Annotated in this window: 11 protein-coding genes; 8 read left to right on the forward strand and 3 right to left on the reverse strand. The window is 71.8% G+C overall.

The features are described 5' to 3' along the window. Positions 1–19: 19 nt before the first annotated feature. Positions 20–784: a hypothetical protein gene (locus HDG68_RS02170; protein ID WP_172148791.1), complete on the reverse strand. Its 765-nt coding sequence runs from the start codon at positions 782–784 to the stop codon at positions 20–22. 325 nt (positions 785–1,109) lie between these two features. Between HDG68_RS02170 and HDG68_RS17305 the strand changes: the two genes are divergently transcribed. The 4 genes from HDG68_RS17305 to HDG68_RS02190 all read left to right on the forward strand — a co-directional run bounded on the left by HDG68_RS17305 (position 1,110) and on the right by HDG68_RS02190 (position 5,805). Then, positions 1,110–3,248 (forward strand): TPM domain-containing protein, encoded by a 2,139-nt coding sequence (locus HDG68_RS17305; protein ID WP_172148792.1) that lies wholly within the window; start codon positions 1,110–1,112, stop codon positions 3,246–3,248. 107 nt (positions 3,249–3,355) lie between these two features. Next, the gene (locus tag HDG68_RS02180) at positions 3,356–4,096 is read left to right on the forward strand and encodes a PspA/IM30 family protein (protein WP_172148793.1); all 741 of its coding nucleotides are present in this window, start codon (positions 3,356–3,358) and stop codon (positions 4,094–4,096) included. Positions 4,097–4,242: 146 nt separating this feature from the next. After that, a complete protein-coding gene (locus HDG68_RS02185; RefSeq protein WP_343037387.1) occupies positions 4,243–5,040 on the forward strand; it encodes a type 1 glutamine amidotransferase in 798 nt (265 codons plus the stop codon). Positions 5,041–5,202: 162 nt separating this feature from the next. Further along, on the forward strand, positions 5,203–5,805 hold the full coding sequence (locus HDG68_RS02190) for an NYN domain-containing protein (RefSeq protein ID WP_172148794.1): 603 nt from the start codon (positions 5,203–5,205) through the stop codon (positions 5,803–5,805). Positions 5,806–5,916: 111 nt separating this feature from the next. Here HDG68_RS02190 and HDG68_RS02195 read toward each other — a convergent pair whose 3' ends face one another. Further along, positions 5,917–7,347 (reverse strand): hypothetical protein, encoded by a 1,431-nt coding sequence (locus tag HDG68_RS02195; protein WP_172148796.1) that lies wholly within the window; start codon positions 7,345–7,347, stop codon positions 5,917–5,919. Between the two features lie 117 nt (positions 7,348–7,464). On the opposite strand from HDG68_RS02195, the gene HDG68_RS02200 reads away from it, so the two are divergent. The 4 genes from HDG68_RS02200 to HDG68_RS02215 all read left to right on the forward strand — a co-directional run bounded on the left by HDG68_RS02200 (position 7,465) and on the right by HDG68_RS02215 (position 11,186). Further along, positions 7,465–8,208, forward strand: a complete 744-nt coding sequence (locus tag HDG68_RS02200; protein WP_172148798.1) for a response regulator transcription factor — start codon at positions 7,465–7,467, stop codon at positions 8,206–8,208. Then, positions 8,205–9,815, forward strand: a complete 1,611-nt coding sequence (locus HDG68_RS02205; protein ID WP_172148800.1) for a sensor histidine kinase — start codon at positions 8,205–8,207, stop codon at positions 9,813–9,815. Before HDG68_RS02200 ends, HDG68_RS02205 begins: the two co-directional genes overlap by 4 nt. 101 nt (positions 9,816–9,916) lie before the next feature. After that, on the forward strand, positions 9,917–10,645 hold the full coding sequence (locus tag HDG68_RS02210; RefSeq protein ID WP_172148802.1) for an HD domain-containing protein: 729 nt from the start codon (positions 9,917–9,919) through the stop codon (positions 10,643–10,645). Between the two features lie 250 nt (positions 10,646–10,895). Next, a complete protein-coding gene (locus HDG68_RS02215) occupies positions 10,896–11,186 on the forward strand; it encodes a WXG100 family type VII secretion target (protein WP_172148804.1) in 291 nt (96 codons plus the stop codon). Between the two features lie 98 nt (positions 11,187–11,284). Here the strand turns inward: HDG68_RS02215 and groL are convergent, their stop codons facing one another. Beyond that, positions 11,285–12,916 (reverse strand): chaperonin GroEL, encoded by a 1,632-nt coding sequence (gene groL, locus HDG68_RS02220; protein ID WP_172148806.1) that lies wholly within the window; start codon positions 12,914–12,916, stop codon positions 11,285–11,287. Positions 12,917–13,155: the final 239 nt, after the last annotated feature.

The following is a 13,155-nucleotide window of genomic DNA, read 5'->3' on the forward strand; positions in this document are numbered from 1 at the left end:
CTGGACGGAGGTACGGAACTTAACCGTTCCACTCGGCCACCACCTCGTCGAAGGGGATGACCTGTTCGGCCGGCGGCGCCTCAATCGAGACGTTCTTGCCCCAGTCGGAGTAGCGGGTAGCCTTCACAGTCTTGTGACCCGCCGCCTCTGAGACGGTATCGATCGCCACCGGCAAATTATCGGCATCGATGCGGAACACCATGTAGATCGGTGCCGCGCTCACGTGCGCAAGCTCAGCGTCGCCCATGACGAGTGGTGCGGGATCGGACACGCGGCGGGGGTCAAGCGTCGCCCGGTAGACGTCGAGCTCGATTCCGTCGATCACCTCTGGCCCGTCGTACTCAAAGCCGATGACAGCTTCGGACAACTGCCTGATCTGTAGTGCAGGGTCGGCGCCGACCACCAGGTCGAGCGCCCGCAGGAGACCTGGTTCCTCGGCTAGGTCATCTAGTGGAAGGGAAAGCAAGGCGCCCTCCCCCACGCCGAACTCACCAAGATCCATGTACATCGTGGAGTCCACCAGAATCATCTCGATCGGTTCGTCCATGATTTCCATCGTCATGTCTATACGCCGATCGGCAGAACTTGCGCCCAGAACGACGTCTCCCGACTGCACTATCGCAGAGAGCCCTTCGTTCTCGAGGCCCTCACCGTCCATGCTCGACTCAAGGTGCACAGTTGCGTAGCTCTCTTGAGCTCTTGCCATCATCTCGGAGAGATGGATGACGTCGCCGGCGATCAGGTCCCGCTGCTTATCGGCGACATCGGAGGAATCGGAACTCACGGTGCCAGCACTCGCTCTCGTACCGTCGTCCCTGAGCGTGGTCGCATCGAGTCCCCCGCACGCTGTGAGGGTCAGGCCCAGGACCGCGGCGATGACCAGGGTCTTCGTTCGACTCCTCAACACATCCATCCCTTCTTCTTATCTCAACCTGTGGCAGCCCGGGTGCCCTCTACCAGGATCCAACCAGCGGAAGGTCACGATCAGGACACAGAACCGTCAGGCAATGATGATTCCTTAGGCACACACCCGCCCCCAGGACCGACCTGGAGACCAGTACTGCACATCACCCGGTCCGAGATTGCGCCGCCCGCACGGGCGCGGAACGATGCAGACCGTGATCCCGTCCCTCCCGGCCGGGCGGCGACGCCCGGCCGCAACGCCCGTCGCCGCGCTGCTGCTCGCGTCGGCCCTGGCGGCCCTGCCCCTGCTCCTGGCCTCCCCCGCCGCCGCCGAGCCGCCGCTGACCGAGCTCGACGGCGAGGTGACCGACACCGCAGGAGTGCTCAGCGACGGCGACGTCGCCGAGGTGCAGGAGTCGCTCGACGAGCTCGCCGAGACCACGCCGTACCAGCTGTTCGTGGTCTACGTCGACCGGTTCGACGGCATGGACGGACGCACCTGGGCCGACTCCACGGCGAACAACGCCCGCCTCGGCACCGACGACCTCCTGCTCGCCGTCGCCGTCGAGGACCGCCTCTACGGCATGAGCTGGGACAACAACATCGAGCTGTCCGAGGACCAGCTCGACGCCGTCCGCGACGCCACCGAGGACGAGCTGCGCAACGACGAGTGGGGTGCGGCGACGGTCGCCGCGGTGGACTCCCTGCTCGCGGTGACGGCCTCCGGCGGGGCCAGCTCACCGTTCGGGGGGTCCGACGGCGGCACGTCCGGCGGGTCGGGCATCCCCGGCGTCGTCGCGGTCGGGGGCATCGTGGTGCTCGTCGTCGTCGGTGGCGCCGTCCTGGTGAGCAGGGCTCGCAAGAAGGACACCGAGCTGGCCGCCCGCGGGGCCGCGGCCGCGGCGGCCCGACGCCGGGCACGGCGCGGCGAGGCACCCGACCCCCTCGCGGAGCTGCCGCTCGAGGAGCTGCGCCGCCGTGCCGGCAGCACCCTCGTGGCCGTCGACGATGCCATCCGGACCTCCGAGCAGGAGCTCGGGTTCGCCGAGGCCGAGTTCGGCGTGGACGCCACACGCGAGTTCTCCGCCGCGCTCGCCGAGGCCCGGGAACAGGTCACCGAGGCGTTCACGACCAGCCAGCGGATCGCCGACACCGCACCCGACGAGACCACCGAGCTGCTCACCGCCGTCGTGCACCGGTGCGACGCCGCTGCCGACACCCTCGACGCGCAGGCGAAGGCCTTCGACGAGCTGCGGCGGCTGCACGCCCGTGCCCCCGAGGTCCTCGACGAGACCGAGCAGCGCGCCGGCGAGCTCGTCGAGCGCATCGAGGTCGCGCGGACCACCCTGGACGGCCTGACGGCCGCCTACCCGCCCGAGGTGCTCGTCTCCGTCGCGGACAACCCCGACCAGGCGGCACGGCTGATCGCCGACGCCCGCCAGGCCGTCGCCGACGGCCGCACCGCCGTCGCCAAGCACAAGCGCTCCCTCGCCGTCGCCGAGGCCCGCGCCGCGCAGAACGCCCTCGGCCAGGCGGCCGCCCTCCTCGACGCCGTCGACTCGGCCGGCTCCGACCTCGCCACCGTGGGCACCGACCTCGGCAAGGGACTCGTGTCCATCACCCAGGACATCGCCGACGCCGACAAGCTCGCCCCCACCGACCCCGACGTGCAGGCGGCCGTCGCCGAGGCCCGCGCCGCCGCCGACCAGGCACGCGCCGCCCAGGACGGCGGCGACCCGCTCGCCGCCCTGACCCGCCTCACCACCGCCGAGTCCGTCCTCGACGCCGCCCTGGCCCCCCGGCGCCAGCAGGCCGAGTCCGACACCCGGGCACGCGCACTCCTGCGCGAGATCGCCGGACGCGTCGACTCCCAGATCCGCGCGACCCGCAGCTACATCGACACCCGGCGCGGCGCCGTCGGCCCGGACGCCCGCACCCGGCTCACCGAGGCCGAACGACTCCTCGCCCAGGCACGCGCCCAGCAGAGCACCGACCCGCACGCCGGCCTCGCCGCCGCCCAGCAGGCCGAACGCTACGCCCAGCAGGCCCAGCAGATGGCCCAGTCCGACACCGCCGGATGGAACGCCCCCGGCGGGTTCGCCGGAGGCCCCGGCGGGCAATCGAACGTCGGCGGCATGATCCTGGGAGGGATCCTCCTCGACACCGCGCTCGGCGGCGGACGGCACCGACGCCGGCGCATGGGCCGACGGCGGCCCACCGTCCGGATCGGCGGCGGGTTCGGCGGCGGCGGATTCGGGGGCGGTCGCGGCGGTTTCGGCGGCGGCCGGGGCGGTTTCGGTGGCAGCTTCGGCGGCGGACGCGGAGGTGGCGGCGGCCGGTTCTGACCGGACCTCCACCCGACCGGACGCCGACGGGAACCGGGCGACCGCCGTCGTCGTCCTACACAACGACAACACCGCAGGCAGCAGCTCAGCAGCGAAAGAGGCACGGCATGAACCAGAAGCAGAGCATCCTCGGCCGCATCGGCCAGCTCGCGAAGGCGAACATCAACGCGCTGATCGACCGCGCCGAGGACCCGCAGAAGATGCTCGACCAGCTCATCCGCGACTACACGAACAACATCGCCGAGGCCGAGCAGGCCATCGCGCAGACCATCGGCAACCTGCGCATGGCCGAGCAGGACTACCACGAGGACACCCAGGCCGTGCAGGAGTGGGGCGCCAAGGCGCTCGCCGCCTCGCGCAAGGCCGACCAGCAGCGGGCCGCCGGCGACACCACCAATGCCGACAAGTTCGACCAGCTCGCCAAGGTGGCGCTGCGCAAGCAGCTCGACGCCGAGAGCGAGGTCAAGACCGCCCAGCCCATGATCGAGCAGCAGCGCGTCACCGTCGACAAGCTCAAGACCGGGCTGACGCAGATGAAGGACAAGCTGGTCGACCTCAAGTCCAAGCGCGACCAGCTCGTCGCCCGCCAGAAGGCCGCCGAGGCCCAGCAGACCGTCCAGGGCGCCATCAGCTCGATCAACGTCATGGACCCGACCAGCGAGCTCAACCGCTACGAGGAGGCCGTGCGGCGCGAGGAGGCGCAGGCGATGGGCCAGGCGGAGATCGCGGCGTCGTCGCTGGAATCGCAGTTCGCCGAGCTGGAGGGTTCGATGGAGGACATCGAGCTCGAGGCGCGGCTCGCGGCGCTCAAGTCCGGTTCGACGCCTCCGAACCAGATCGAGTCCTGACCGGCCACCGCCGCGAGGTAGGCCCGATCCTCGCGACGTAGGCGACCTCCCCGCGAGGTAGGCAACGTCTCGCCGAGGTAGGCAATGCGAGGGTTCCGTCGGCCGGGCATGGACCATGTCCGGCCGACGGTCTACTGTGAGGCGCCGTGAACCAGTACCACGACTTCTGGACTCCCCGCGTGACGGTGCTGCAGCACTCCTCGGACGTGCCGCTGGACCGGTTCACGGGCCTGCTCGGTGACGTGCACCTCGTGCGGCTCCACGACGGCGATCCCGTGCCGACCCCGGCGGAGTGCGGCGACGGCCTCGTCGTCCTCGGCGGCCAGATGAACGCCTACGCCGACGACGAGGCGCCCTGGCTGCCCGCCGTCCGCGCACTGCTGGTCGAGGCGGTGGCAGCGGGACTGCCGACGCTCGGCATCTGCCTGGGAGCGCAGCTCATGGCGGCCGCCGGCGGGGGCAGCGTGGCGGTCGCGGCGCCACCCGGGCGGGAGGCCGGCGTCGTCGGTGTGCACTGGCGGCCCGAGGCGCTGCAGGATCCGGTGCTCGGACCGGTGGTGCGGGCGACCGGCGCGACGGACGCCGACGAGCTGGAGGACCCGGCGTGCGCCACGCCTGTCGTCTCGATGCACGCGGACGCCGTCATCGAACCGCCCCGGGGCGCGCAGTGGCTCGGCTGGTCGGACACGTACCCCTACCAGGCGTTCCGGTGGGGGTCGGCGCTCGGCGTGCAGTTCCACCCGGAGGCGAGCCCGTCGTTGGCCGTGCGCTGGGCGCTGGGGTGCACCGACGTCGACACCGCGGTCGTGCACGCCCAGGTGACCGCGCACGACGACGGGCTGGCCACGACCGGCGCGCTGCTCGCGGGGGCGTTCCTCGACCAGGTGCGTGCCGCCGTCGAGCAGCACCGGCAGCCGGCGGGCACGGACGACGTCGCCGCCTGAGCCGCGCTCCCCGCCTACCTGACGGGAAGGTCGCCTACCTCGCGACGGAGTTGCCTACGTCGCGGACGACGGCGGCACACGCGTCGCGCTGGAACCCGCACCCGGGGCGCCCGTCCGCCGTCGTCCCCGGCCACGGCCGCCGTGCGCGCGTACGCTGTGCTCATGGCCGCCCCCTTCCCCGACCCGTCCGACGCCCCGGTGCAGCGCAGCCCGCGCACCACGTACCTGCTCGTCGACGGGGAGAACATCGACGCGACCCTGGGCATGAACGTGCTCAACCGGCGCCCGAACCCGGAGGAGCGGCCCCGCTGGGACCGCATCACCACGTTCGCGCGCAAGGTCTGGGACCAGGACGTCGTGCCGCTGTTCTTCCTCAACGCGACCAGCGGGCAGATGCCCATGTCGTTCGTGCAGGCGCTGCTCGCCATGGGCTACCGGCCGATCCCGCTGTCGGCGAGCGCCGACGAGAAGGTGGTCGACGTAGGTATCCAGCTGACGCTGGACGCGATCGCCGACCGCGACGCGGACGTGCTGCTGGCCAGCCACGACGGCGACTTCCTGCCGCAGATCCAGCACCTGCTGGACGAGGACCGGCGCGTCGGCCTGCTGGCGTTCCGGGAGTTCGTGAACGGTCAGCTCACCGCGCTGACCGAGGAGGGGCTGGAGATCTTCGACCTGGAGGGCGACGCGGACGCCTTCACGAGCGCGCTGCCGCGGGTGCGGATCATCCCGATCGAGGAGTTCGACCCGGTCCGCTTCCTCTGACCGGCCCTCTCGCTCGCCGCTGTGGGCGCAGAAGTTGGCCCGTTCCGCCCGGCAAAAAGGGCGAAACGGGCCAACTTCTGCGCCCACAGCTGATCGGAGCGGCGACGGAGGTCAGCGGGGCGGCTCGACGCCGTCCGCGCCCAACGGGTCCGCCCCGCGCTCCCCGGGCAGGTGCTCGCCACGCTGCGCCACGGCGATCCCCCACAGGGCAGCAGCGCCCAGCAGCAGGGCGAGCACGAGAGCCACCCAGTGGAAGCCGGTGACCACGACGACCAGCACCACGAGGGCCAGCACGGCGATCCGCAGCCCGTCCGCGTGCTCACCGACCCATCGCGCGAGCCGGCCGTCCTGCCCGGAGACTGTCCGCACCCACGGCCGGCGCTCCCCCGCCCGGCGCAGCCACGCCGGCCGGCCCAGGAGCAGCCCGCCGACAGCACCGATCAGGGCCACCGCGCCGACCAGCCAGAAGATGTCCCGCACCCCGGTGGTGACCGCGTCGTAGAGCACCCCGGCCACCCGGACGCCGTCCGGTGACCGCGCCACGTCGACGACGACGCCGCGCAGCTGGGACACGAGCGCCACGACGATCACGACGCCCGCCACGACGCCGAGGCCGAGCTGCACCGTGCCGCGCCGCCGGTCGGGCGCCACCATGACGGTCGCCACGATCAGCAGCAGCGTGATCGCCACCAGCGCCCACACGGCGCGGTCCACGGTCACGACGGTCCCCTGCACCAGCTCGAACGTCTCCCGGTCCATGAGGGCGACCTGGCCGAACTCCTCGGGCAGCTCGCGGCCGAGCGCCTCGCCGAGCTGGGCCCGCGCCTCGGGCGCTCGCTCGGACACGGCGTCGGGCAGCGTGACGTCGGGCAGCATGTCGCCGAGCCCGCCGAGCGCCTCGCGCAGCGCCTCGGTGACGATCGGGATCGTGTTGAGCACCACGGCGTCGTCGGTGAGGTAGACGTTCGGGTAGTCCTCGACCTCGGCCCGGGCGAGACCGATCGCGGCCCCGTGAGCGCGCTCGACGAGCTGCGGCAGCCGGTCCCTGAACTGCTCGGACGTGATCAGCCGGTGCACCACCGTGTCGACGCGCTCCTCCAGCCACCCCGCGACGACCGGGGTCAGGGAGGCCAGGGTGGGGCGGTCGACGCGGTCGAGCAGGGCGTCGGTCAGCGGCCCGGGCTCGACGTCGAGGCGTGCCACCAGCGCGGCGGCGAGCGCCTCGTCGGCCTCGGCGAGCCGCTCCGAGACGCGGGAGTCCAGGTCGAGGGCGAGCAGCGCCTGTTCGCTGACGTTGTCGGCGAGCGCCTCGTAGAACGCGGGGTCCTCGACGGCGGGCCCGACGGCATCCATGAACTGGTCGGTGTCCAGCACGGTCCGGTGCGCCCACACGGCGACGCTGGAGGCCACCACCATGAGGGTGGTGATCACCACGAGCACACCGGCGGTCCAGCGCCGGACGGTGGCGCCGCGGCCCGACGTGCGGGTCGCCGGACCGTCCGGGTCGCCGGCGCCGGGGGTGTCGGCCTGCTGCTGCGTCACGGGGTTCCTCCTGGTCGCGGACGTCGCCGCGAGCGTATCGGCACCGGGGCCGCGGCGCGCCGCGAATCACCCGCCGTCGTCCAGGAAACCTCCAGCATCGCGTCGCACACTGGATCCATGGCCACCACGACCGACACCCCCGAGGCGCGGCTCGTCGTCGTCGACGACGAACCGAACATCCGCGAGCTGCTGTCCACCTCCCTGCGCTTCGCCGGGTTCGAGGTCCACGCGGCCGCCGACGGTGCGAACGCCCTGCAGCTCGTGCGGGACACCGAGCCGGACCTGGTGGTCCTCGACGTCATGCTGCCGGACATGGACGGGTTCACCGTCACCCGGCGGATGCGCGCCACGGGCAAGCACACCCCGGTGCTGTTCCTGACGGCCCGGGACGACACCCAGGACAAGATCCAGGGGCTGACGGTCGGCGGCGACGACTACGTCACCAAACCGTTCAGCCTCGAGGAGGTCGTGGCCCGCATCCGTGCCGTGCTGCGCCGCACGGCCGGCGGCGAGCCCGAGGACGACGCCGTGCTGCGCGTCGGCGACCTCGAGATGGACGAGGACTCCCACGAGGTGCGCCGCGCCGGCGTCGAGATCGAGCTGTCCCCCACCGAGTTCAAGCTGCTGCGCTACCTGATGCTCAACGCCGGTCGGGTGCTGTCCAAGGCGCAGATCCTGGACCACGTGTGGCAGTACGACTGGGGCGGCGACGCCAACATCGTCGAGTCCTACATCTCCTACCTGCGCCGCAAGATCGACCACCTCAGCGTGCCCGGTCCGGACGGCACGGACGTGGAGCTGCCCGCCCTGATCCACACCAAGCGGGGCGTCGGGTACCTGCTGCGCGTCCCGCAGCGATGACGGCCGGCCCTGGCGGCGAGCCGCGGTTCGCGGCGCCCGACGACGGCGGCACCGCAGCGACCCCCGGCACGCAGGGACCGCCGTCGGGCACGACGACGGACGGTCCCGGTACGACGACGGAGACACCGGCCGGCGACGACGGCGAGCGCCGCTGGGGCTGGTTGGCGCGCATCCCGCTGCGCGCACGGCTCGTGACCATCATCGTGCTGCTGCTGGGTGCCGGGCTGGTCGCGGCCGGCATCTCCACGCGCACGGTCGTGTCGAACTACCTCATCGACGAGGTCGACACCCAGCTCCAGCAGTCGGCGCAGAGCGTGGCGCAGCTGACGGTGCGCAACCCGGGCAACACCGGGCCCCGCATCCCCAGCGAGTACGCCGTCGTGCTCCACGAGTGCAACGGCGTCGACTCCGACGGGCTCGGCTGGCCGCAGAACCTCGCGAAGTTCGGGACGCCGCAGATCCCCGACGAATCGGTGGACACCGTCGTCGAGCGCGGACTCGACCCGTTCACCGTGGACTCCGGCGGGGGCACCGACCCGTCCCAGTGGCGGGTCGTGTCGATCCCCTGCGGCACCGACCCCGCGAACATCGAGGGCGCAGCCTACGTCGCGTTGCCCCTGGCCGGCGTCGAGCAGACCAGCGACTACCTCGGCAACGCCCTGCTGTGGATCGGCCTGGGCATCGTGGTGCTCGGCGGCGGGCTCGCGTTCTGGCTCGTGCAGCACTCGCTGCGCCCGCTGCGCCAGATCGAGACCACCGCCGCGGCCATCGCCGAGGGCGACCTGTCCCGCCGCGTGCCCGACCAGCCGCCGACGACGGAGGTGGGGTCCCTCTCCCACTCGCTCAACGCGATGCTCACGCAGATCGAGGCGGCGTTCGCCGCGCAGGAGGCCTCCGAGCAGCGGATGCGCCGGTTCGTCTCGGACGCGAGCCACGAGCTGCGCACCCCGCTGGCCACCGTCAAGGGGTACGGCGAGCTCTACCGGATGGGTGCCCTGGACACCGCCGACAAGGTCGAGGACACGATGGTCCGCATCGAGGACTCCGCGCGGCGCATGGGCACGCTCGTCAACGACCTGCTGGTGCTCGCCCGCCTCGACGAGGGCCGGCCGATGCGGCACGAGCCCGTGGACCTGGCCGAGCTGGCACAGGACACGGCCCAGGACCTGCACGCCCTCGACCCGACCCGCGACGTCGCGGTGACCGGCCTGCGACCGGGCGAGGCACCGCCGTCGTCCCTGGTCGTCACCGGCGACCACGACCGCCTGCGCCAGGTGCTGACCAACCTGGTCGGCAACGTCGCCCGGCACACCCCTGCCGGGACGCCGGCCGAGCTCGCGCTCGGGCCGTCGGCCGACGGCGGAGCGGTCGTCGAGGTCCGCGACCACGGGCCGGGCGTCTCGGCCGAGCAGGGCGAACGGATCTTCGAGCGCTTCTACCGCGCCGACTCCTCACGGAACCGGGAGTCCGGCGGATCCGGGCTGGGACTGGCCATCGTGGCCGCGATCCTGGGCGCCCACGGCGGCCGCGCCACGGTGACCGAGACCTCCGGTGGCGGCATGACCGTGCGGGTTCAGTTGCCGCGCTCGGACCGCTACGATGCGTGACGGCCCATTCCGGTTGCGCGGGTCGCCGACGTGAGTGTCGGTGGACGGTCGTAACCTGGACTTGAGCCGTCCGATACCTCACGACGAAGGTCTTGATAGCGATGGGCGTGGTCAACGCCGACGCACCGCAGTGGTTCCTCTCTGCGTTCGTCCGCTCGTGCCTCGGAGCCGGGGCGACCGCCTCGGAGGACGCGATCCGCACGGTCGGTGAAGAGCTGATCAACCGCTGGTCCGAGCCCGACCGGCACTTCCACAACCTGCGCCACCTCGCCGCGGTGCTGCACCGCGTCGACGAGCTGGCGCACGAGACGCACGAACCCGACCTGGTCCGCCTCGCGGCCTGGTACCACGGCGCCGTGTTCGACGCCGACCGCAAGGTGGCCTACGCGACCACCGGCGGTGAGCAGACGACGCTCAGCGGCGAGCTGGCCCGCACCCAGCTCGAGGCGCTCGGCCTGTCCGCCGAGTCCGCGGACCGCGTGGCCGAGCTCGTCGACACCCTGGCGCGGCACAAGCCGCAGTCCGGGGACTTCGACTCCGCGGTGCTCAACGACGCCGACCTGGGCATGCTCGCCGCCGAGCCGCAGCGCTACAAGGAGTACGTGCGCTCCATCCGCGCCGAGTACGCCCACATCCCGCTCGGCGACTACCTGGACGCCCGGATCAAGGTGCTCACCAAGCTCCTGGGACGCTCGCGGCTCTACGCGAGCCCGCTCGGAGCCACGTGGGAGGAGCCGGCGCGGCAGAACCTCGACGCCGAGCTGCACCGGCTGGTCAAGGAGCGCAAGCAGCTCGCCGCGCAGGCGCCGGCGGGTCCGGCTCCCCGCTGACCCCCCTGGTCGCCCCCCGCTGCCCGCACCCGCACCCGCGAGGTAGGCAACGTTCACCCCACATAGGCGACCTTTCCGCGAGGTAGGCAACGTTCCGGTGGGGTAGGCAACCCCTCCGCGAGGTAGGCAAACTTCCCGCGAGGTAGCACGCTGTCCACAGGCTGTGGACGACGGCGGCGGTGCAGCGCCCCGAGCCCCTAACGTCGGCGGCAGCCCGGTTGACCCGGGAACGACGACGAGGGAGACGAACGTGCGGTACGAGGTCGACAGCGACCGGGTGGCTCAGGCGAGCGCTGCGGTCAACGGTTCGGTCGGGGCGATCCGGTCGGAGGTCGCGGCGATGATGCGCCATCTGCAGGACCTGCAGGCGAGCTGGCACGGCAGCGCGGCGACGTCGTTCGCCGGTGTGATGACGCAGTGGCAGTCCACCCAGACGCAGGTGGAGGCGGCCCTGGACTCCGTGACGACGGCGCTGCAGTCGGCGTCGACCACCTACGCCGAGGCCGAGAGCCAGGCGACGCGGCTCTTCGCCACCCGCTGACCACCACCCGCCACGACGACGGCCGGCCACCTCCGCAGAGGTGACCGGCCGTCGTCGTACAGGCTGACGCGGTCAGGGCCGCGCCGGACCGGCAGGGATCAGAAGCCCATGCCGCCCATGTCGCCCATGCCGCCGTCACCGGCCGGGGCCGCGGCGGGCTCCGGCTTGTCGGCGACGACCGCCTCGGTGGTGAGGAACAGCGCGGCGATCGACGCGGCGTTCTGCAGCGCGGAGCGCGTGACCTTGACCGGGTCGTTGACGCCGGCGGCCAGCAGGTCCTCGTACACGCCCGTGGCGGCGTTCAGGCCCCAGCCGGGGGTGAGGTCCTTGACCTTCTCCGCCACGACGCCGCCCTCGAGGCCGGCGTTGATCGCGATCTGCTTGAGCGGGGCCGAGATCGCCGCGTTGACGATCTGCGCACCGGTCGCCTCGTCACCGTCGAGCTCGAGCTTGGCGAACGCGGCGGCACCGGCCTGCAGGAGCGCGACGCCACCACCGGCGACGATGCCCTCCTCGACGGCGGCCTTCGCGTTGCGCACGGCGTCCTCGATGCGGTGCTTGCGCTCCTTGAGCTCGACCTCGGTCGCCGCGCCGGCCTTGATGACGGCCACGCCGCCGGCCAGCTTGGCGAGGCGCTCCTGGAGCTTCTCGCGGTCGTAGTCCGAGTCGGACTTGTCGATCTCGGAGCGGATCTGCTGCACGCGACCCTCGATGAGGTCGGCGTCGCCGGCACCCTCGACGATCGTGGTCTCGTCCTTGGTGACGACGACCTTGCGCGCCTGGCCGAGCTCCTCGAGCGTGGCGTTCTCCAGCGTGAGGCCGACCGTCTCGGTGATGACCTGGCCACCGGTCAGGATCGCGATGTCCTGCAGCATGGCCTTGCGGCGGTCGCCGAAGCCCGGGGCCTTGACGGCGACGGACTTGAAGGTGCCGCGGATCTTGTTCAGCACCAGGGTCGCCAGGGCCTCGCCCTCGACGTCCTCGGCGATGATCAGCAGCGAGCGGTTGGTCTTCATGACCTGGTCGAGGACCGGCAGCAGGTCCTTGACGTTCGAGATCTTCGACTCGACGATCAGGACGTACGGGTCCTCGAGGACGGCCTCCTGGCGCTCCGGGTCCGTCTCGAAGTAGCGGGCGAGGAAGCCCTTGTCGAAGCGCATGCCCTCGGTGAGCTCGAGCTCGAGGCCGAAGGTGTTCGACTCCTCGACGGTGACGACGCCCTCCTTGCCGACCTTGTCGAGGGCCTCGGCGATGAGCTCGCCGATCGCCGGGTCGCCCGCGGAGATGCCGGCGGTCGCAGCGATCTGCTCCTTGGTCTCGATCTCCTTGGCAGCGTTGAGGAGCTGCTCGGTGACCGCGTCGGTGGCCTTCTCGATGCCGCGCTTGACGGCGATCGGGTTGGCGCCGGCGGCGACGACGCGCAGGCCCTCGCGCACGAGCGCCTGGGCGAGCACGGTGGCGGTGGTGGTGCCGTCACCCGCGACGTCGTCCGTCTTCTTGGCGACCTCCTTGACGAGCTCGGCGCCGATCTTCTCGTAGGCGTCCTCGAGCTCGATCTCCTTGGCGATGGAGACACCGTCGTTGGTGATCGTGGGGGCGCCCCACTTCTTGTCCAGGACGACGTTGCGACCCTTGGGGCCGAGCGTGACCTTGACGGTGTCGGCGAGCTGGTTGAGCCCGCGCTCCATGCTCCGACGAGCTTCCTCGTCGAACGCGATGATCTTGGCCATGGGGATTGATCCTCCGCTGTGGCGTGTCGGTGGTCGGCGGTGCCCGCGACGGACGACCCTTCCGCGGGCGTTCACGTCACGCACGCGGCCGGGCCTCACCGTTCGACCGAGGTGGGTCACCCTGCGGCTGTCACTCGACAGCCGAGAGTGCTAACCACATTATTGGCACTCTCGACCCGCGAGTGCAAGACGTTCGCCGTCGGCGCACGACCACCGCAGCCCCGAGCTCGTCGAGCGTG

Source organism: Isoptericola chiayiensis, from assembly GCF_013149805.1.
Taxonomy (GTDB): Bacteria; Actinomycetota; Actinomycetes; order Actinomycetales; family Cellulomonadaceae; genus Isoptericola; species Isoptericola chiayiensis.

Bases quoted from the DNA above. Each gene is read 5' to 3' on its own strand.
- HDG68_RS02210 (WP_172148802.1), top strand. From the start codon at position 9,917: ATGGGCGTGGTCAACGCCGACGCACCGCAGTGGTTCCTCTCTGCGTTC.
- HDG68_RS02200 (WP_172148798.1), top strand. From the start codon at position 7,465: ATGGCCACCACGACCGACACCCCCGAGGCGCGGCTCGTCGTCGTCGAC.
- HDG68_RS02180 (WP_172148793.1), top strand. From the start codon at position 3,356: ATGAACCAGAAGCAGAGCATCCTCGGCCGCATCGGCCAGCTCGCGAAG.
- groL (WP_172148806.1), bottom strand. From the start codon at position 12,916: ATGGCCAAGATCATCGCGTTCGACGAGGAAGCTCGTCGGAGCATGGAG.
- HDG68_RS17305 (WP_172148792.1), top strand. From the start codon at position 1,110: ATGCAGACCGTGATCCCGTCCCTCCCGGCCGGGCGGCGACGCCCGGCC.
- HDG68_RS02190 (WP_172148794.1), top strand. From the start codon at position 5,203: ATGGCCGCCCCCTTCCCCGACCCGTCCGACGCCCCGGTGCAGCGCAGC.
- HDG68_RS02205 (WP_172148800.1), top strand. From the start codon at position 8,205: ATGACGGCCGGCCCTGGCGGCGAGCCGCGGTTCGCGGCGCCCGACGAC.